The sequence below is a fragment of the Promicromonospora sp. NPDC050249 genome, assembly GCF_040656015.1.
Classification (GTDB): domain Bacteria; phylum Actinomycetota; class Actinomycetes; order Actinomycetales; family Cellulomonadaceae; genus Promicromonospora.
The window spans coordinates 19,661-39,406 of the sequence record NZ_JBFAKY010000021.1 but is presented as its reverse complement, the minus strand read 5'-3'; the positions used below and the strand labels follow the sequence as shown (position 1 = coordinate 39,406).

General features: G+C 71.5%; 19 protein-coding genes. 5 read left to right on the top strand and 14 right to left on the bottom strand.

All coding sequences use genetic code 11. From position 1 onward, the window contains the following. The first annotated feature begins 178 nt into the window (after positions 1 to 178). On the top strand, positions 179 to 790 hold the full coding sequence (locus tag AB0I32_RS17665) for a ribonuclease H (RefSeq protein WP_357508283.1): 612 nt from the start codon (positions 179 to 181) through the stop codon (positions 788 to 790). A gap of 76 nt (positions 791 to 866) precedes the next feature. On the opposite strand, the gene AB0I32_RS17660 is transcribed toward AB0I32_RS17665, so the two are convergent. The 10 genes from AB0I32_RS17660 to AB0I32_RS17615 form a co-directional block, all read right to left on the bottom strand. After that, positions 867 to 2,396, bottom strand: a complete 1,530-nt coding sequence (locus AB0I32_RS17660; protein WP_357508281.1) for an adenylosuccinate lyase family protein — start codon at positions 2,394 to 2,396, stop codon at positions 867 to 869. Positions 2,397 to 2,888: 492 nt separating this feature from the next. Next, entirely contained in the window at positions 2,889 to 3,026 is a 138-nt protein-coding gene (locus AB0I32_RS17655) for a hypothetical protein (protein ID WP_165827337.1), read from the bottom strand. A gap of 163 nt (positions 3,027 to 3,189) precedes the next feature. Further along, a complete protein-coding gene (locus AB0I32_RS17650; RefSeq protein WP_357508279.1) occupies positions 3,190 to 4,212 on the bottom strand; it encodes a branched-chain amino acid ABC transporter permease in 1,023 nt (340 codons plus the stop codon). Then, the gene (locus tag AB0I32_RS17645; RefSeq protein ID WP_357508277.1) at positions 4,209 to 5,102 is read right to left on the bottom strand and encodes a branched-chain amino acid ABC transporter permease; all 894 of its coding nucleotides are present in this window, start codon (positions 5,100 to 5,102) and stop codon (positions 4,209 to 4,211) included. The genes AB0I32_RS17650 and AB0I32_RS17645 overlap by 4 nt, the downstream gene beginning before the upstream one ends. Before the next feature lie 42 nt (positions 5,103 to 5,144). Next, on the bottom strand, positions 5,145 to 5,861 hold the full coding sequence (locus tag AB0I32_RS17640) for an ABC transporter ATP-binding protein (RefSeq protein WP_357508274.1): 717 nt from the start codon (positions 5,859 to 5,861) through the stop codon (positions 5,145 to 5,147). Then, positions 5,858 to 6,607: an ABC transporter ATP-binding protein gene (locus tag AB0I32_RS17635; RefSeq protein ID WP_357508273.1), complete on the bottom strand. Its 750-nt coding sequence runs from the start codon at positions 6,605 to 6,607 to the stop codon at positions 5,858 to 5,860. Before AB0I32_RS17635 ends, AB0I32_RS17640 begins: the two co-directional genes overlap by 4 nt. 48 nt (positions 6,608 to 6,655) lie before the next feature. Further along, complete coding sequence (locus AB0I32_RS17630; protein ID WP_357508271.1) at positions 6,656 to 7,960, bottom strand: ABC transporter substrate-binding protein; 1,305 nt, start codon at positions 7,958 to 7,960, stop codon at positions 6,656 to 6,658. A gap of 101 nt (positions 7,961 to 8,061) precedes the next feature. Then, positions 8,062 to 8,970, bottom strand: a complete 909-nt coding sequence (locus tag AB0I32_RS17625; protein ID WP_357508269.1) for an intradiol ring-cleavage dioxygenase — start codon at positions 8,968 to 8,970, stop codon at positions 8,062 to 8,064. Then, complete coding sequence (locus AB0I32_RS17620; protein ID WP_357508267.1) at positions 8,963 to 10,792, bottom strand: FAD-dependent monooxygenase; 1,830 nt, start codon at positions 10,790 to 10,792, stop codon at positions 8,963 to 8,965. The genes AB0I32_RS17625 and AB0I32_RS17620 overlap by 8 nt, the downstream gene beginning before the upstream one ends. A gap of 64 nt (positions 10,793 to 10,856) precedes the next feature. After that, positions 10,857 to 11,897 (bottom strand): helix-turn-helix domain-containing protein, encoded by a 1,041-nt coding sequence (locus AB0I32_RS17615; protein ID WP_357508265.1) that lies wholly within the window; start codon positions 11,895 to 11,897, stop codon positions 10,857 to 10,859. Between the two features lie 183 nt (positions 11,898 to 12,080). On the opposite strand from AB0I32_RS17615, the gene AB0I32_RS17610 reads away from it, so the two are divergent. Both AB0I32_RS17610 and AB0I32_RS17605 read left to right on the top strand, forming a co-directional pair. Beyond that, a complete protein-coding gene (locus AB0I32_RS17610; RefSeq protein WP_357508263.1) occupies positions 12,081 to 12,764 on the top strand; it encodes a histidine phosphatase family protein in 684 nt (227 codons plus the stop codon). Positions 12,765 to 12,779: 15 nt separating this feature from the next. Next, the gene (locus tag AB0I32_RS17605; RefSeq protein WP_357508261.1) at positions 12,780 to 13,271 is read left to right on the top strand and encodes a PH domain-containing protein; all 492 of its coding nucleotides are present in this window, start codon (positions 12,780 to 12,782) and stop codon (positions 13,269 to 13,271) included. 4 nt (positions 13,272 to 13,275) lie between these two features. On the opposite strand, the gene AB0I32_RS17600 is transcribed toward AB0I32_RS17605, so the two are convergent. Beyond that, a complete protein-coding gene (locus AB0I32_RS17600) occupies positions 13,276 to 14,085 on the bottom strand; it encodes a MerR family transcriptional regulator (RefSeq protein ID WP_357508259.1) in 810 nt (269 codons plus the stop codon). A 42-nt stretch (positions 14,086 to 14,127) separates the two neighbouring features. On the opposite strand from AB0I32_RS17600, the gene AB0I32_RS17595 reads away from it, so the two are divergent. Then, positions 14,128 to 14,592, top strand: coding sequence for a DUF6194 family protein (locus AB0I32_RS17595; RefSeq protein ID WP_357508257.1), 465 nt, complete (start codon positions 14,128 to 14,130; stop codon positions 14,590 to 14,592). Positions 14,593 to 14,684: 92 nt separating this feature from the next. On the opposite strand, the gene AB0I32_RS17590 is transcribed toward AB0I32_RS17595, so the two are convergent. The 3 genes from AB0I32_RS17590 to AB0I32_RS17580 form a co-directional block, all read right to left on the bottom strand. After that, complete coding sequence (locus AB0I32_RS17590) at positions 14,685 to 15,404, bottom strand: MOSC domain-containing protein (RefSeq protein WP_357508255.1); 720 nt, start codon at positions 15,402 to 15,404, stop codon at positions 14,685 to 14,687. Positions 15,405 to 15,511: 107 nt separating this feature from the next. Continuing rightward, positions 15,512 to 16,753 carry a metallophosphoesterase family protein gene (locus AB0I32_RS17585; RefSeq protein WP_357508253.1) on the bottom strand — a complete coding sequence of 414 codons (1,242 nt, stop codon included), beginning with the start codon at positions 16,751 to 16,753 and terminating at the stop codon, positions 15,512 to 15,514. Positions 16,754 to 16,828: 75 nt separating this feature from the next. Next, entirely contained in the window at positions 16,829 to 18,169 is a 1,341-nt protein-coding gene (locus tag AB0I32_RS17580) for an amino acid permease (protein ID WP_357508394.1), read from the bottom strand. Positions 18,170 to 18,314: 145 nt separating this feature from the next. Between AB0I32_RS17580 and AB0I32_RS17575 the strand changes: the two genes are divergently transcribed. Continuing rightward, entirely contained in the window at positions 18,315 to 19,703 is a 1,389-nt protein-coding gene (locus tag AB0I32_RS17575; protein WP_357508251.1) for an NAD(P)/FAD-dependent oxidoreductase, read from the top strand. The last annotated feature ends 43 nt before the right edge of the window (positions 19,704 to 19,746 follow it).

Here is a 19,746-nt window from a genome sequence, read left to right as displayed (position 1 = left end):
GGCGTCGGGGCGGGTCGGACGGTACGTGAGGCACTACGTCATCATGCCCACGGATCACCTGCCGCGGGTTTCGTGGCTCCAGTGCGCAAGATTCGCTCCGCCGAACTCTGCGCGCGGCCGGGTCCGAACGTGCCGTTCCCCGGCCTGCCGTACGGATTCTCGGGCAGAAGGAGGCACAATGGACGCCGTGATCATCGTCAGCACGCACGGGTCGGCCGCACCCGGCGGCGCGATCGGATGGGCGTGGATCAACCACGCGGGCGGTCAGTTCGACTCGGGCGGCGCTGCCCGGGGAAACGACCAGGTCGCAGCGCTCTCAGCCCTGCTACGAGCCATCGAGGCGCACCCCGGTGACGAGCCCTTGCTCGTGGAGTCGGGCTCGCAGTACGCCATCCGATCAGTGTCCGAGTGGTCCGAAGGATGGAAGCGCAACGACTGGCGCTCCCCGTCCGGCGACCCGGTCCCGAACCTCGACCTGGTGCAGGGCATCGACCGCGCCGTCACGGAACGCACGGGCCCGGTCCGGTTCCACTGGGTACGGGGACACGTGGGCAACCCGTACAACGACCGCGTCGACCAGCTCGCCGGCTTCGCCGCCGAGGAGTGGGACGCGGGGCGGGGCGGCGTCGGCGAGATGCTCGTACCCGACGCCGGGATGATCCCCGACGCCGAGCTGCGCGGCGCCGGCTTCACCGCCGAGCCGCCAGAGGCTCCCGTCCGGGTGACGCCGCCCGCCCCGGTCGGGACGAGCGCCGGGCGGACCTGGGTGGCGGAGACCCTGTTCGACTGAGCGATGTCCCCGGACGCGACAGACCCCCAGGCCACCTCGGTGGCCTGGGGGTCTGTCATGTCCGGGCGTCGGCCGATCAGAGGCCGACGAGCAGGAGGTCCTCAGGGGTTCGAGCGACGCGGGCCATCCGGTCGGAGTCCGGGCCGATGTCCGAGTCGGAGTCGATGTGGATGCCGGTGTCATGGATGCCGGCGTCCGTGGCGACCGGGTCGGCGTCGCCGCCGTCCTTGGTGGCCGTCTCACGCAGGAAGTACGGGACGGGCTTGGCCGTGCGGGCGCTGAACTCGAGCCGGTCGGCGACGGCGCGCGCGTGCTGCGCCATCTCGAGCGCGATCGCGACACTCTCCCCCAGGTACGCGCGCGGGTCGATCAGCCGCCGGATCTCGTCCCTGTCGAAGTAGGCGCTGACCGTCGCGTTCCGCACGAGCAGGTCGAGGAACTGCGCGTCGCCGCACGCCGACTCCTGCGCGACCTCGTACACGACCTCGTGCGCCTTCTGCCGGCCGATGCGCTCGCCCAGCTCCATCATGAGCGACTCGGAACCGATGAGACCCTCGCTGAGGGCGAGGTTGGCACGCATGCGCTGCTCGTCCAGCTCCAGGCCGTCGAGGATCACGTCGAGCCGGGTCAGGATGTCGCCGCCGAGAACGGTGGCCCGCTTGACCGTCTCCTCCAGGAGGTCGGTCATGCCACCGTTCGCCTCGTGGTCGTGCTGCATCGCCTCGAGCGCCGGCGCGGCGAGCGCGCGGAGCTGAGCGCTCATCGACAGGAGGTCGAGGGCGAGCTGCGGGTTGCGCTTGTGCGGCATGGTCGAGCTGCCGACGGTGCCGTCGGGGATGGGCTCGAACGCCTCGCCGAATTCCGGCTGCATCATCGAGTAGATGTCCTTGCCGATCTTGCCCGCGGTCCCGGCCACCTGGCCGAGCACGAGGACGAGCTCGACGATGCCGTCGTTGATCGCCCGCGACGGGACCGGCATGGTGCCCAGCCCGAGGTGGTTGGCGACGCGGCGCTCGACCTCGCGCCCGGCGGGCCCGAACGACGCGAACGTGCCGACGGCGCCTCCCATGAGGACGCGGAACAGCCGGTCCTCGAGACGCTCCAGGCGGTCGGTGTGGGCCGTGAGCTCGTCGATCCAGACCGCCACCTTGAAGCCGAAGGTGATCGGGACGGCGTGCTGGCTGTGCGTGCGGCCCGCCATCGGCACCGCGGCGCTGGCCTCCGCCTGCTTCGACATCCCGCGCAGCACCTTGGCCAGCAGGTCCTTGAGCGCCCGGTGCGCGTCACGCAGCACCAGCACGTCGGCGGTCTGCGTGATGTTCTGCGTGGTGGCGCCCCAGTGCACCCAGCCGCCGTGCTCCCGCCCGACCACGCGGGCGAACTCCTCGATGAGCGGCATCAGGGGGTGGCTCGCCGACACCGTCTCTGCGGCCACGCGGACGAGGTCCAGCTTCTCGATCTGCGCGGCCTGCGCGATCGCCTCACCGGCGGGCTCAGGGATGAGGCCTACCTCGGCCTCGGCCAGTGCGAGTGCGGCCTCGACGTCGAGCCGCGCCTGGAATCGGTTCTCGACGCTGAAGAGGTGCGCGATCCCGGCATCGGGCACGCGTCCGTCAGTAAAGTGTCGAATCGATTCGTCATTCATCCCTGGGTTCCCCACTCAGTTTTCGTCGCCGTACGTATCTGGACTTGCTCCGGCCGGCCTGCCCCTCGCGGGACCGCGCGGCGGCGAGTTCCTACTCCACGTCGTACCGACCGCTGCGGGGCCTTGCCCGCATGCCGAACTCGCTGTACCCACCTGTGTGTCGCATCAACCTGCTGTACCGAATTGTGGAAGAAGATGCTTGTCAAGGCTACCGGAATTGTTTCCGGAATGTAACGCCAGTGAGGTCCGTCACAGGATCCGTTCCCGTCGTAGCCGCCCAGACCGGCAGGTCTGGGCGCCGGCTCGAGCGCAGCGGGTGAACTTTGGGCAACCCTGCCCTTGTCTCGCATGATGGACGACACCGACGCAGAGAGCCCGGCCGCACCCACCACGAGGGGGCGTGCGGCCGGGCTCGCTGTCGAGCACCAGCTGTTCGGCGCGAGCGGGCTGCGGTCAGCTCGCGGCGGCTTCGTCGGGGGCTTCGCGGTCCTCGCGTTGCGACCCATATGTGTCGCTGACGCTCCGATGCAGGAGCGTGATCCGGCGAGGGTTGGCGATGGAGTGGTACTGAGCGTCGTCGGCGTCCGTCATGGTCCTCCTCCGGTGCAGGCGTACAAGCTACGGTGCACGTGGTTCTCCGCTGGTGTGCGGGTCTACCAGTTTCGTTGATACCGAGTCGCGGCGTCGACCGAAGAAGCTGTGACATCGCCCTCACCGCACCGTCGCAACTTATGTGCGGGCGCGATCGTTGCGGCTACCTGCTCGTTCCTGGCGCACCGGTCGCGCCCGCGGCGAAGGGGTGGGTGCGGTAGGTGGTCGGGAAGAGCTGGTAGCTGCCGGCGACCAGGCCCCAGAGGCCACGGGGCGCCAGAAGGACCACCGCCACCGCCACCGCACCGAGCACCACGAGGTACCAGGTGCCGAGTGGCGCCAGGACCTGCTGCAACGCCCAGTAGAGGACGGCACCGACGAGTGGGCCCTCGATGGTCCCGATACCGCCGACCACCACGATGAAGATCATCGCGGCGGTCCAGTTCACGGAGTAGATCGACCCTGGCGTGACCCCGAGGGTGCTCAGCGCGATCAGGGCTCCCGCGAGCGCAGCTCCGCCCGAGCCCGCGACGTACACGAGGCGGCGCCCGCGGTCCACGGCCACACCGAGGCTGCTCGCCGCGACGCGGTCGTCGCGGATCGCGGTGAGCCCGAGTCCCACGCGAGAGCGCATCAGCAGGTACGTCCCGAGCACGACGGCGGCCATGAGCCCCAGCGCGAACCAGTAGACGAACGCGACGCGCTCCACCCGGTCGGTGCCGCGGAAGGCGCTCAGGGACAGTCCCGCCCCGCCGCCGAGGCCGTCGATCCGCATGGTGACGAGGCGGAACACCTCCGCCACCACCCACGTACCGATGGCGAAGTACCCGCCCGCCAGACGGAACACCAGGTAGCTCGTCGGCAGGGCGATCGCGGCGCCGATCAGGCCGGCGACAGGCACGGCCAGCCACGGCGGTGCGCCGACGGCATCGGCGAGCTGGATCAGGGCGTAGCCGCCCACCCCGACGTAGGCCTGCTGGCCGACGCTCACCATGCCGCCGTATCCGGCGAGCAGGTTCCAGGTGGTACCGAGTATCACCAAGGCGAAGAGCATCACCAGGCTCGACAGCGCGCCGAGGGTCACCACATAGGGCACGACGGCGGCGAGCAGCACGACGACGAGCAGCAGGATGCCACCGCCGATCAGGGATCCGCGACCACCCCGGGTGACCGTGGGGTTGCTCATGCCTGCACGCTCCTCGGCATCAGGCCGCCCGGCCGGACCACGAGGACGGCGAGGAAGACCAGGTGCCCGGCGAGCACCCCGGACTGCGGGTCGATCTGCGCGCCGATCGTCTGGGCCAGGCCCAGGACCATGCCGCCCGCGAGGGTGCCCCACAACGAGCCGAGGCCGCCGATGATCACCGCCTCGAACGCGAACAGCAGCACGAGGTCTCCGTAGCCCGGCGAGAACTGGGTGCTCATGCCGACGAACACACCCGCGAGCGCCAGCGTGGCGAAGGCGAGGGCGGTCGCCACCGCGTACAGGTGTCTCGGGTCGACGCCCGACATGGCGGCGGCCTCGGCGTCGTCGGCGACCGCGCGCATGGCGCGGCCGGTGGTGGTGCGGGCCAGGACGAGCTGGACCGCCGCGATGACCGCCACCGCGACGGCCAGGGTGATCAGCGGCAGGACACCCACCGAGAGACCGCCGACGGGCAGCCCCGCCGAGGCGAGATCACCGGTGGGAATCTTGCGGGTGTCGGCGCTGAACACCTCCTGGAGCAGGTTGGTGAGCGCCACGGCGACGCCGAACGACACGAGGAGCGGCGCGAGCTCGCCCGCCCCGCGCGCCCCATCCGCCGCGCCGACCTGCGCGAGCGCCGGGTTGAACAGGCCGCGCTGCACCGCGTAGCCGAGCGCGGCGAACACCGGGACCACCACGACGACCGCGAGCCACAGCGGCAGCCCCTGCTGCACCAGGACCAGCGAGAGGTACGCGGCGAGCACCGCGAGCACGCCGTGCGCCAGGTTGACGATGCGCATCACGCCGAAGATCAGCGACAGGCCGCAGGCCAGCAGGGCGTACTGCCCGCCGAGCAGCACACCCTGCACGCTTGCGTTGAGCCAGTCCATCAGGCCTCCGGTCTCTCGCCCTGGTTCTACTTCGCTGCGGTTCTACTTCGGCGAGCCGTGGCTGATGCCGAAGTAGGCGTCGGCCACGGTCTCGCGGTCGAGGCCGGCGGCCGGAGCCTCCAGCACGGTCCGGCCGCCGAGGAGGCACTGGACCCGGTCGGCCACGCGCAGCGCCTGATCCAGGTCCTGCTCGACGACGAGTGCGGTGGTGCCCGCCGCCGTGATCCGCCGGACGGCGTCGTAGAGCTGGGTCACGACGGTAGGCGCGAGCCCGAGCGACACCTCGTCGAGCAGCAGGACCCGCGGGTTCGTCAGCAGCGCCCTGCCGATCGCCACCGCCTGCTGCTGGCCGCCGGACAGCACGCCGCCTGGCCGGTCCCGCATCTCTGCCACCAGCGGGAACATGTCGTACACGGCGGGCAGGTCCCACGGTCCGGAGCGCTTCGGGTAGCGGCCCATGAGCAGGTTCTCCTCGACGGTGAGCGAACCGAAGATGCGCCGCCCCTCGGGGACCAGCGCGACTCCGCGCCGGACGCGCCGGTGGGCGGGCACCCGGGTGACCGGCTCGCCGTCGAGCAGCACGCTGCCCGACGTCGGAGGGTGCGTCCCCGCGAGCGCCGCCAGCAGCGTGGACTTGCCCGCGCCGTTGGCACCGAGCACCGCGAGGGTCTCCCCCTCGGCCAGGGACAGGGACACGTCGTCCACCGCGAGCAGGTCGCCGTACCGGACCTCCAGGCCGGTCGCCTCCAGGACGTTCATGCGGTCCCCGCGTCGACCGTCGAGCCCAGGTAGACCTCGATCACCTGAGGGCTCCGGATCACCTCGTGCGGGTCGCCCTGCGCGATCACCTCGCCTCCGGCCAGGCACATCAGCCGGTCGACGACGTCGAGCAGCGCGTGCAGCACGTGCTCTATCCAGACGATCGCCACGCCGTCGTCCCGCAGGCGGCGCACGAGGCTCACGACGTGTGGCAGCTCGCGGTCGGTGAGGCCTCCGGCGATCTCGTCCAGCAGGAGCAGGCGCGGACCGGCCGCGAGCGCCCGTGCGACCTCCAGTCGCTTGCGGTCGAGCAGGCGCAGGCTGCCCGACGGAGTGTTGGCCGCCTCGGTCATGCCCGTCACCTCGAGCGCATGCCAGGCCTGCGCGTGCGGGTCTCGTGCCGGACCGCCCCCGACGTGCCGCCGCCCCGCGAACGACGCCCCGACCAGCACGTTCTCGTACACGGTCAGGCCACCGAAGGGCCGTGGCACCTGGTACGACCTGGCGATCCCCCGGTCGGCGCGGGCCGCGGCGCCGAGCCGGGTGACATCGCGCCCGTCGAGGACCACCGTCCCGGCGTCGGCCCGCAGCGTGCCCGCGACGATGTCGAGGAGGGTGGTCTTGCCCGCGCCGTTCGGGCCGACGAGGCCGAGCGCCTCGCCGGCGGCGACCTCGAAGGACACGTCGCGGGCGGTGACCACGCGACCGAAGCGCTTGGCGACGGCCGACACCTCGAGCAGGGGCATCGCACTCCTTTCAGGGTCTCGACTGGCTCGACCGAACGGGGACGGGGGTTACTGGAGCGGCTCGACCTGGCCGCCCGTCGGGATCTCCGGGGCCAGCTTGTTGGAGACCACGACGAGCTCGTACGGGTGGCCGCCGTCGCCGTCGTCCAGCCGCCACTGGCCGCCGACCAGCGGCGTCTTGGCGACGTACGGCGGGACCGTGTCGTCGGCACCCCAGGCGATGTCGCCGACCACCGTGGAGACCTCGAGCGTGGACAGGGCCTCGGTGATCGCGTCGGGCTCGGTGGACCCGGCCTCCTCCACCGCGGCGACGGTGATCTCGAAGAGCGCCTCCGCGAAGCCGAGCGGCTGCGTCCACTGCTTGCCCGTGTCTGCCTCGTACTGGTCGGCCAGCTCCTGCGCCGTCTGCCCGGTCAGGGAGGAGGAGAACGGCGCGGTCGGGTGCCACCACACCTCGGAGGTGAGACCGTCGCCCGCGTTGCCCAGCGCTTCGACCGCCGAGGGGAAGAGCAGCGCCTTGCCGATCGTCGCGACCTTCGGCTGGTAGCCCTGCTGCCCGGCCTGCTGCCAGAAGGTGGTGAAGTCCGGCGGGATCGGCACGCCGACGAGGATGTCGTGGCCCTTGAACGCGGAGAGCTGCGCCGAGAAGTCCTGGGTGCCGTTCGGGTACAGGCCCGGGTCGTCGATGGTGACGCCCGTGTCCGCGGTGAGGGCGGGGAAGTTGGCGCTCCAGGCCTGGCCGTCCGGGTCGTTCGGGAACAGGCCCGCCGCCTGGGAGTTGGTGTCGACCTGGCTCCAGATGTCCGCGTAGACCGCGGAGACGTCCTCCAGACCCCAGAACGCGTGATAGCTGTACCTGAGGTCGGCCGGCTGGTCGCCCTCGCGGATCGCGAAGGGCTGCCAGGGCGCGACGGTCGAGATGCACGGGACCGAGTTGGCCTCGCACTGCTCCGAGACGGGGTTGGTGATGTCCGGCGTGGACGAGGTGAGCACCAGGTCGACGCCGTCGGTGTTGATCAGCTCTGCGGCGACCTCACCCGCTCGCGCGGAGCTGGACTGGGAGTCCTTCACGATGATCTCGACCGTGTGCTCGCTCCCGTCGACGGTGACCGGGTTGTCCGCGAACCACTTCTCCATCGCCTCGATCACGTAGGCGTTGGCCTCGCCGAACGGCGCCGACGGACCCGTCTCGGTCGAGACGAAGCCGATCTTCAGTACGTCGTCGTCCCCGCCGTCACCGCCGATCGTCCCGCCGCCGACGCCGCCGCAGGCCGCGAGCGTTCCCGCGAGCACCGCCGTCGACGCCCAGGCCGCTGTCGCCCTGGCCGTCCGGACCCGTCCGTTGCGAACCATCGTCGTCACTCCAAGTCAGTAGTTGTACGTGCTACGTCGGTGGTGCCGTGACTCTGACTTTCTGGTGGTGCAGGTAGCGCGAGTGGTGCAGGTGGTGCGGGTTACTCGCGTGGGGCGAGCACCATGTCGAACCGGGTGCGCGACCACGTGCCCTCTACGGCGCGGCCGTCCGGCGTCGGCGTGCCGGCCGGCAGCTCCTCGAAGTCCATGACCAGCGAGTCCTTGACCCCGAACACGGAGTCCGAGGCGAGCTGCTCGTCGCCGCGCACGAAGATGTGGGTCACCAGGGTGCGCAGGTCCGGCGCGGTCACCATGAAGTGCAGGTGCGCCGCGCGCATGGGTGACCGGCCCGACGCCGCGAGGAGCGCGCCCACAGGCCCGTCGTGCGGGATCGGGTACGGCGTCGGCGTGATGCCCCAGAACCGGTAGCCGCCGTCGTCGTCCGAGTAGAGGTGTGCGCGGCCGGCGGTGCGCTCGTCGCTGTACTGGACGTCGTAGAAACCGTCCTCGTCGGCCTCCCACACCTCGATCCGTGCCCCTCGCACCGGCCTGCCGGACGTGTCGGTGACGGTGCCCTCCACCCAGCAGGGCTGCCCCGTGGCACCACCGGCGATGTCGCCGCCGTTCTCGATGCGCGGGGCGTCGTCCACGAAGAACGGGCCGAAGACCGTTGCCTCCGTGGCGTTCGCGTAGGCCTCGTTGTTGATGGCGATGGTCTGCATGGAGGCGCCCAGCACGTCGGACAGCAGGATGAACTCCTGCCGCTTGTCGTCAGTGATGTGCCCGGCGGCCGTCAGGAACTCGATGCCCTTGTTCCACTCGTCCTCGGTGAGGCGCACCTCGCGCAGGAACGCGTGCAGGTGCCGGGTGAGGGCCTGCAGGACGGTCTTCAGCCGCTCGTCGCCCGCGCCGTCGAAGGACGCCGCCACCCGGTCGGTAAGCTCCTGCTCCCGGGCGGCCTGCTCCTGGGCTGCCTGCGCCCCGGCCTGCTCCTCCGCCTGCTCAGTCATCGTGCTCGCTCCGCCCGAGCACCGTCCTGAGCGCGTCGCCCAGCGCACGCGCCGGGTCGTCGGCGAGAGTCTGCGCGCGCCACGCCACGTGCGAGTCGGGGCGGACCAGGATCGCGCCCGACTCCTCGACGCCGCGCATCTTCGCCCAGTCGTAGTAGGTGTCGATGACCTCGCGGCCCGGCCCGATGACCACGGACCCGAGGGGCACGCCGAGCTCCTCGGCGACCTTCGCCGCGGCGTCGGCCCAGGCCTCGCCCGCGATGCCGGTCACGAGCGTGAACTGCCCGTACGGGACCAGGTCGTGCGTGGAGCGCTTGTGACCGTCCGGGTCCGCGACCCACACGTGCGGGAACCGCGCGCCCGGGACCGTGGACTGCTTGTAGTACAGCTCGGGGTCGCGCTCGTCCACAGGCTGGGGAGAACCGTCGGGGACGATCGCGGCGGACTCGTAGAACTGCCCCATGTCCACGCCGTGCGCGTTGAACTCGTAGTGCTTGAGGTCCATCGCCTCCACGAGCGCCGCACGCTTGGCCGCCCCTGCCGCGGTGTTCGCCTTGCGCTCGTCGATGGCGGCCTGCATCGCCTCGGGCGTCTCGGCGTCCAGGACGCCCAGCACCTCCATGAACCGGAACTCGCCGCCGGACTTGTTGGCCCGCAGCACTATCTGCTCGGCGACCGGCGCGCGCTCGGTCGAGTAGGTCTCCAGCAGGGACGGCGCCGCGTAGCCGTTCAGCACCGCGGCGATCTTCCACGCCAGGTTGTACGAGTCCTGGACCGACGTGTTCGAGCCCAGGCCGTTGCTCGGCGGGTGCCTGTGCACGGCGTCGCCGGCACAGAAGACGCGGCCCTGCTGGAGGTGCGTCGCGTACATCTGGTTGTTGCCCCACAGGGAGTAGCCGGTGATCTCGACGTCCAGGTCGTCGACGCCGACGAGCTGCCGCACGATGTCGGCGGCCGCTGCGTCGTCGAGCTGCGGCGGCTCGCCGGAGATGTCGTAGCCCCAGACGATCAGCCACTCGTTCCACGGCCGGACCATGCGGACCAGGCCCGCCCCGATGCCGCCGACGTCGGACCCGGGCTGCAGCACCCAGTACAGGACCGACGGGCGGTGGCCCACGAGATGCGTGAGGTCCGCCGTGAACGTGATGTTCATGGAGCCCGCGATGTCCATCGCGCCCTCCATGGGCAGGCCGATGTCGGCGGCCACCTGGGAGCGGGCGCCGTCGCCGCCGATCAGGTACTTCGAGCGGATCGTGTACTCCGTGCCGGTGACGCGGTCGAGCACCCGGGTGCTGACGCCGTCGGCGTCCTGGGTGTGGCTCAGGTACTCCGTGGAGAACCGCGACTGCGTGCCGCGCTGGGTCGCGTTCTTGACCAGGATCGGCTCGAGGTAGGTCTGCGGGATGTCCACGGTGAGCGACGGCGAGGCGAGCCGCGCGTCCGCCTCCCGGGCGGGGTGCGTCTCCCAGGTGAGGATGCGGCCGATCTCCTCGCCCGCGATCGTCGTGCAGAACACCGTGTCGCCCACCAGCTCGTGCGGTGTGGCGTCCGCGAGCACCTGGTCCTCGATGCCCAGGTCGCGGAAGATCTCCATGGTCCGCTGGTTCGTGATGTGCGCGCGCGGGGTGTTCGCCGTCCAGCGGTACTTGGTGATCATGATGGTGCTGATCCCCAGGCTGGACAGGAACAGGGCGGCGGAAGCGCCCGCCGGCCCCGAGCCCACGACCAGCACGTCGGTCTCGACGACGACGTCGGTGGGCGTGGCGCCGGCAGGGCTGCTGGGCAGTGCGGTCTCGGTCAGACCGTCGTCGAACTCAGGCATGCGCACAGGCTGCCGTGGCCTCTCACCTGGGAAAAGGGATGACCACGAAAGTCGGCGGAAATCCTCAAGAACCGATGGCGAGGGTGTCGAGCGGCCCCGTGGACCGGCGGGCCTCCGACGGCGACATGCCCGACTGCTCCCGGAACACACGCGAGAACTGCGCGGCCGACGAGAAACCGCAGCGCAGCCCGATGGCCTCGACGGTCTGCTCGGCGTAGGACGGCATGCGCAGCATGCGGCCCGCCAGCTCCACCCGACGTCGGGCGACGAACCGCGGCACGCTCGTGCCGCACTCGGCGAAGACCCGCGAGAGCTGCCGTTCGCTGAGGCCTATCGCGTCGGCGATGCGGCGTGCGGACAGCGTGGGGTCGCGCAGCCACTGCCGCACGTACTGCTCGGCGGCGGCGAAGTGGGCGCCCGTCGTCGGCGTCCGCGTCGCGGGCGGTGGGTCGGCGGCGTCCGGCTCGGTCAGCACCGCGGCGACCAGCTCGAGCAGTGCGTCCTCGTTCACCGAGCCGTCGCCCTGGGCGCCCACGGCGCGCGCGACCAGTGCGGCCAGGGCCGCCGCGTAGGTGTCCTTTCCCCGGGCCTGTGCCGACCGTCCTCCCGGGCCGACTCCCCTGCGGAAGTCGATCACCCTGGCGGCGCGCGGCGTGGTGGCGCCCACCGACCGGAGCACGTCGTAGGGCACCTTGACCGCCAGCTCCTCCAAGCCGTGCGCGAAGCCGCGCAGGAACGGCCGGTCGGCGTCGCACACGAGGAGCTGGCCGGGGCGCAGCGTCCGGGTGCCGTCGTCGTCCGCGAAGGTCGCCTCGCCCGCGAGCGTGAAGTACAGGGCCACCGACTCGGTCGGGCGGGCGCGGACCGTACGTGCAGTGCGTTCGACGGCGTGCGGGTTGGCCGCGACGTGCGCCAGGTGCAGCCGGTCCAGCTGGAGGTTCGCCTCCGCGGCCTCGAGCGCCGACTCGTCGAGCATGCGGGCCTGCAGCGCCACCAGGGCGTGCGCGTTGTGCCTCTCCCAGAGCTCGATCCGCCGCGTTGCGGGCAGGCCTCGTGTGGAGAAGCGGTCCACGGCGTCGTGCGACGCCGGTGTGCCTCGGGTCACGCTGCTCAGAGTAGGTCCGGCGGGTGTGGGCGCACCAGGATCATCGGTGATCCCCCGGCGTGTTGGCCTGGCGTGTTCGGGCAGGTCAGAGGCGGTCTCGACAAGCTCGACCCACGGGGGCACGTCGCGGCGCCCCGGCGAGCCGCGCGTGCGGGCGGCCGTCAGGCGCGGGATGCTCCACCTATGTCTGACGCATCCGGCACCGAGCCACGGCCGCAGGCCCTGAAGCCCTCCCGCGACCCACAGCTCGTGCTCCTGCGGCACGGCGAGACCGAGTGGAGCGCGAGCGGACAGCACACGGGGCGCACCGACATCCCGCTCACCCCGGCCGGTGAGAAGCAGGCGCGGTACGCCGGGGGCGCCCTCGCGGACTACGAGTTCGCCGCCGTGTACACGTCACCTCTGGTCCGGGCACGGCGGACGGCGGAGCTGGCGGGCTACCCGGACGCCGTCGTCGACGAGGACCTCGCCGAGTGGGACTACGGGCCCGTCGACGGCCGCACCTCGCACGACGTCTCCGCTGAGCTGGGGCGAGAGTTCCTCATCTTCGACGACGGTGTGCGCGTGCTGCCACCGTCGGCCGAGCACGGCGACGGACGCCTCGGGGAGACGCTGGACGACGTGGCGACCCGGGCGGCACGGGTGGTGGCGAGGGCGGAGGAGACGCTCGCCCGCCAGGCCGAGGACGGCGGCGGTGACGTGCTGCTCGTCGCGCACGGGCACCTGCTGCGGGTGCTCGCCACGGTCTGGCTCGGCGTCGACCCGCGGCTCGGGTCCCGGTTCGAGCTGGGGACCGCCGCCGTCTGTCTGCTGGGCTACGGGCACAGCCTGCGCACCGTAGAAGGATGGAACCTGGCAGCCCAGTAGGGCAGTATTCGCGGAATGAGGGAAGAGCACCTCGCCGAAGGCGAGACCATCGTGATGCAGCTCCGGACCCACCCGAAGAAGGTCATCAAGCCGATCCTGCTGCTCGTGGTGCTGATCGTCGCCCTCGTCGCACTGTGGGTGGTACCGCTGCCGGTGGACGGCATGGTGCTTGGGTTCGCGACGCTCGCGCTGGTGGTGCTCGGCCTGGCCGCCGCGGCCGGGCCTTTCCTGCGCTGGCGCACCACGCGCTACATCATCACCAACCAGCGCGTCGCGCTGCGCACCGGCGTCCTCACGCAGACCGGCCGGGACATCCCGCTCTACCGGATCAACAACGTGACGTTCGAGAAGCAGCTCAGCGACCGGTTCTGGGGCTGCGGCACCCTCGTGATCTCCGACGGCACCGACCAGCCGGGCATGGTGCTCGACGACGTACCCGACGTCGAGAAGGTGCAGCGCGCGCTGCAGGACCTGGTGCGCCAGGGCAAGCAGCTCAGCGACGACTGACACGTCACCCGCCCTCCTGCTGCCACACCTCGTCGAGGACCGCGGCCAGGTCGGCGCCCGCGCGGAGCAGTGCGACCGTGCGGGCGGCGATCTGGTCGAGGCGTCGGTCCAGTATCTGCTCCGCCCGGACGGCTCCTTCGGCGGCGCCGCCGACCTGACGCAGCGTCGCGACGACGTCCCGCACGGCCGGGATGCCGTACCCGCTGCTGCGGAGGGCCGCGACGATGCGTGCCTCCTGGATCGCCCCGGTGCCGTACTGCCGAGCGCGCAGGGTCGTCACGCGGTCGGGGACAGCTAGCCCCTCCTGCTCCCAGAAGCGGAGCGTGGACGTGCGTACGCCGAGCGCGGCGGCAAGCTCGGTGATCGTCATCGTGTCGTCAGCACGGCCGGGCGAAGGGTCGGCGGCAGGATCGGCGTCGGCGTCCGGTGTGGCGGCCTCGGCTTGGATGGCGCGGAGCGCCTCCCGCGCGCGGAGTGCCTCGTCACGCTCCCGTGCGAGCCGGACGTGCACGGCACCGATCGCGGCGGCGGCATCGGCGAGACGCGCACCCGGCTCTGCGGCATCACCCTGTGCCGCGTCGAACGTCGTGGCGAGCAGGCGCCGGGCGTCCACCGGCCCGGCGGCGCTCGCCAGCCCCCGGTAGGCACGCAGCGCCCGGACGTGCGCGGCCGTGTAGGCCCGGTACCCGTTGGCCGCCCTCCTGGCAGGCGGGAGGACGCCGAGCCGTTCCAGGTCCCGGACCTGCTGCACGGAGTATCCGGACTCCCGCGCGACGTCGGCGGTCCGGAGCGGTGAGCGGTCCTCTCGCGTCATCCAGCCAACCCCACACAAGCACTTGAAGGTGATGCTTGAACCATGAGCACCCACCTGAGTATCGACCAGATCATCGACACCGTGCGGGATCTCGACGGCTCGCTCGTCGTGGCGCCCGCCGTGGGAGACGCCGACTTCCCCGAGCTGGCCTGGGGCGACGCCTTCTTCTACTACGCCCCCGACGGCCGGATGCCCCGGACCGTCCAGCCCTACGGCACCGTCGTCACGAAGAACTACCCCGACGACGCCTCGTCCGACCTCGACCCGGCCGGGCGCTGGCGCGTGAACATCCATGTCGACCGCGCGACGTTCCGCGAGCTCACGGCCGCCCAGGACGCTTCCGCGATCGACCCGGCCACGCCCGACGTCGTGCTGCCGCACCCGGTCTACGGGTCCGCCGGCTGGATCGCCGTCGTCAACCCGGGCCCGGCAACCGCCGACGCGGTCCTCCGCCTCCTCCGCGAGGCACACGACGCCGCCCGCACCCGCTACGCCCGCCGACACTGACGCCTCACCGGGCCGAGCGAGAACGGGGTTGTGACCGCGATAGTCCCCCCGCACGAACACAACCCCGTTCTCGCTCGGCCCCGGACGTCAGGTCAGTCGACCGGGATGGTCGCCGCCTGGGTGGTCCGGCGGAGCATGCCGGCGCTGAGCCGGATCTCGCCGAGGGTGTGCGCGTCCAGGAGGCGTCGCGACAGCTTCTCCAGCGCGTCCGGGTCGGGTGCGCCCCGGTCGTCCGTGGTGTCCACGGCGGCGCCGGCCTCCTGGCGGGCGACGCCGTAGCTCGCGGCGAACCAGTCCGCGACCGTCACCCCGTGCACGGGCGTGCGCACGACGTCGACGGTGTCGCCCGCGCCGATCTCACCGTTCTCGATCACGCGCAGGTAGGCGCCCGTGCGGTTCGCCTGCGTGAACCGGCGCACCCAGCGCTGCTCGCCCAGCCGGCGGCCGAAGGTCTGGCAGGGCACGCGGGGGTGCGTCACCTCGAGCAGCGCCGTGCCGACGCGCCAGCGTTCCCCGATCACCGCGCGGTTCACGTCCAGCCCGCGTACGCGCAGGTTCTCGCCGAACAGCCCGGGCGTGACGTCGCGGCCCAGCTCGGCGGACCAGAAGTCGGCGTCCTCCTGCGCGTACGCGTAGACAGCCTGGTCGAGGCCGCCGTGGCTCGCGCGGTCCGCCTGGACATCCGCGTACAGGCCGTACGGCCGGACCTTGACGCGGCCCTCGACCGGGCGCTTGTCGATGGCCGTGACGCCCACGGTGCCGGCATCGGGAAGCAGGACGTGCACGCGGCACACCGCGAGGAGCTCAACCATGCGCACATGCTCCCACCCCCCGAAAACCCCCGAAAACCTCTTTATGCGGCTGTCGGACCCCCGGGGCACGTGGTGCCCCGGGGGTCCGACACGCAGGAGGGTCGGGCTCACTTGCCCTTCGGCAGCGGGAGCGGCTCCATCCACTGGTCGTTGGCCGTGAGGTCGATGCCGAACTCGGCGGCGAACCGCATGCGCGTGCCGGTCAGGACGCCGTCCGCCGACTCGTCGAGGTCGTAGACGCGCGCACCGCGCAGGCGGTTGCGCTCCGGACCCGACAGGCCGTACGTGCCGAACCCGGTGTTCCCCGCGTAACCGAGCAGCACGCCGTAGTAGTCACCCGAGTAGGTGTTCACGTGGTCGTGGCCGCAGAACACGCCGCGCACGTCGCCGCGCTGCTGGATCGCCGAGAACATGCCCGAGTTGAACGGCCCGGGGCACTCCTCCTCGTTCCGCTCGCCCTCGATACGGTGCCGGGCCTTGCCCCGCTCGTGGTCGGCGTCGGTGCGGCCGTCGACCGAGCCGAACCACATGAACCGGTACTCCCACAGCGGGATGTGGATGAACATCAGCGCCGGGACGACGTGCCCGACCTTGCGCTCGATCTGCACCGACGTGTCGTAGTACCACTTGACCTGGTCCATGCGCAGCCAGTCCCACGTCGGGTAGCCCTCGAAGTCCTGGCCTGCCAGCAGCTCGGGGGCGTAGCGCCCGGAGTCGAGCAGCCAGACGTTGAACGCCGGGCGCCCGTTCGAGCCGTCGATCAGGAGGTTCGAGTTGCCCTGGCCGGTGACGCCGCGCGCCGTCGGGCCGTTCACGTTGTACCGGTAGGACCGGTAGAAGGCCAGCATGTCCGTCTCGTCGACGCCGCTCTTCGGCGTCGAGTCCTCGTCGTGGTTGCCGAAGGTGATGGCCCACGGCACCGCGCGCTCCTCCATCGGCTGCACCACGTTGTTCATCGCCTGGTGCATCTCGAGCGGGGTGTCGCAGCCGCCCGTGATGTTGTCGCCGTTGAGGATCACGAGGTCGGGCCGCTCGTCGTCGAGCACGGCGCGCATCAGCTCGAGGGTGCGGCGGTCGACCTTCTCGTCGTCCTGCGTGTCGTTGAACTGGACGATCTTGAACTTGCCGTCCCGCCCGAACCGCAGCCCGCGCTGCGGGTGCCTGCTGAGCTCCGTCGCGGCGGCGGGCGCGGCCGCCGCGACGGTCGCGGCGGTCGCGACCCCGGCCGCGCCGAGGCTGCTCAGGGACAGGAACGTCCGGCGGTCGACGGCGGACGCCCCGCTCTCCGCGGTGCCGCTGTCGGCCGGGTTGATCTCGCTCGGCATGTCGCCGGCAGTCTTCTCGCTCATGCCGACGACGATCGGGGGCCGGGCTGGCGACCGTCCGACCGGCGGATGGACCCCTGGTGACGGTCTGCTGAACGCCTACCGCTGAGTGCGCGCGCCCGGCCCGGCGGCTGTCCGCCGTACGGCCCGGGCGATCGCGTAGACCGCAAGGATCACGACGACCAGGCCGGCGGTCGCGGCGATCTGCGGCCGGGCGGCGGCGTCGGACAGCATGAGACCCACCACCGCGACGAGCGCCACGAGCGTCACCCAGGAGAGCCAGGGGTAGCCCCAGGCGCGCAGGCGCAGCGTCTCGCCACGTTCGGCGGCCGCGGCCTCCAGCTGCGGTCGCAGCCGCAGCTGCGAGACGACGATCAGCAGCCACACCACGAGCAGCGCCGAGCCGACGGCGTTGAGGAGCACCCCGAGCAGCGACTCCGGGAGCAGGTAGTTCAGGAGCACCGCGACGACGCCGAAGAACACCGAGACGAGCACCGCCACCCACGGGACGTCGCGGCGGGAGACCCTGGTCGCGAGCGCCGGCGCGTCACCGCGCCCACCGAGCGAGAACAGCATGCGCGACGTCGCGTACACGTTGGCGTTGAAGGCGCTCAGGAGCGCGAGCACCACGACGACCTCCATGAGCCGGGCGGCGCCGTCGAACCCGGCCATCTGGAGCACGGACACGAACGGCGACTCGAGACGGGCGGCGTCGGTCCAGGGGATCAGGGCGACCATGATCGCGACGGAGCCCACGTAGAAGAACAGGATGCGCCAGAGGATCGTGCGGGTGGCGGTCGCGACCGCGGACTGCGGGTCCCGCGCCTCCGCGGCAGCGATCGTGACGATCTCGATGCCTCCGAACGCGAACACCACGGTGAGCAGGCCGGCCGCGATACCGGGCAGGCCGGCGGGCGCGAAGCCGCCGTGCGCGGCCCAGTCCCCCAGTGCGCTGCCCGCCACCGGCACGACGCCGGTCACGATGAGCACGCCGAGGATCAGGAACCCGACGATCGCCGCGACCTTGATGGTCGCGAACCAGAACTCGGCCTCGCCGAACTGGCGCACGCCGACGAGGTTGATCGCGCCGAACACCGCGACGATGACGGCGGCGACCGCCCACTGCGGGACCGCGGGCCACCAACCGTGCACGATCCCGGCCACGCCGGTCACCTCGACGCCGAGCACCATGACGATCGTGAACCAGTAGAGCCAGCCCAGCAGGAACCCGGCCCAGCGGCCGAGCGCGGCCTCCGCGTAGACGGAGAAGGACCCGCTCGACGGGAGTGCCGAGGCCATCTCCGCGAGCATCCGCATGACGAGCACCACGATGGCGCCGGCTATCGCGTAACTGAGGAGGACGGCTGGCCCGGCGGCGGCGATGCCGAGGCCGGAGCCGAGGAACAGGCCTGCTCCGATGGCGGAACCCAGGCCCATCATCGTCAGGTGCCGGGGTCGTAGTCCATGGGCCAGCTGGCGGCTCAGTTCGTCGGTGGTGCTCACGACCGACCACGGTAACCCGAGCGACCGGGTGCCGGTCCACAGCGGATGTGAGTGGCTCGTCTCCGGTGAGAGACTTTAGGGCGTGACCGACTCCGCACAGACCCCCGTGCACGCAGGTGAGGCCCGCTCCGTCGAGAACGAGGACTACGGCCTCGAGACACCCCTGGAAGGGCACCCGGAACCGCTGCCCCACGTGGTGGTGGTCGGCGGCGGATTCGCCGGCATGGCCGTCGTGAAGGCGCTGCAGGACGCACCGGTGCGGATCACGCTGATCGACCGCCGGGTCTACAACACGTTCCAGCCCCTGCTGTACCAGGTGGCGACGGGCGGGCTGAACCCGGGCGACGTCACCTACTTCCTGCGCGGCCTGCGGCTCAAGCAGAAGAACGTGCACGTGGTCCACGAGCACCTCGTGGAGGCGGACCACCAGGCGAAGAAGATCCGGCTCCTGAACGACCACTGGGTCAGCTACGACTACCTCGTGGTGACGGCGGGCGTGACCACCAACTTCTTCGGGACGCCGGGCGCCAAGGAGTTCGCGTTCCCGATGTACTCGCGGTCGCAGGCCATGCGGATCCGCGACAACCTCTTCATCCGCCTGGAGAAGGCGGCCAAGTCGAAGCGGCTGGACGACGGCCTGCGGGTCGTCGTCGTGGGCGGCGGAGCCACCGGCGTCGAGGTGGCCGGCGCGCTCGCCGAGCTGCGGACCGCCGGCCTGGCACCCGCCTACCCCGAGATCCACGGTGACGCGTTCGAGGTCAAGATCGTGCAGCGCGGCGGCGAGATCCTCAAGGCGTTCGCGCCCAAGCTGCGCACCTACGCCGCCAAGGAGCTGGCCCGGCGCGGGGTCTCGCTGCACCTGGGCGCCGGCGTCGCCTCCGTCGAGCGGGACGCGGTGGTGCTCACCGACGGCAAGCGCATCCACGCCGACCTCACCGTCTGGTCCGCGGGTGTGCACCCGCACGAGGAGGTCGCGGACTGGGGCCTGCCGCAGGACGAGTACGGCCGCATCAAGGTCGGCGAGGACATGCAGGTCGAGGGGCTGCCCGGCGTCTTCGCGGCGGGCGACATCGCCGTCTCGCCGTCGGACCTGCCGCAGCTGGCCCAGCCCGCGATCCAGGGCGGCACCGTGGTCGGACGCAACATCAAGGCGCTCCTCGAGGACCGGCCTCTGCAGCAGCTGCGTTACGTCGACAAGGGCACGATGGCGGTGATCGGCCGGCGCGCCGCGATCGCCGAGATCAACCTGCCGGGCGGCAAGTCCCTGCGGATCACCAAGGGCTTGGCGTGGCTGGTCTGGCTGTTCGTGCACATCATGTCGCTGGTCGGCCCGCGCAACCGGGTCACGACGCTCGCGGGCCTGGCCACGCGCTACGGGTTCCCGTTCCACCGGCGCCCCGTGCCGATCGTGGGCGACGTCCCGACGGTACGGCCGCCCAAGCCCGCGACACCGGCGGTTCCCGAGGCCTGAACCCGGTCGGCTTAAGCGTTTCGCGTCCTGTCTTTCCCACGGG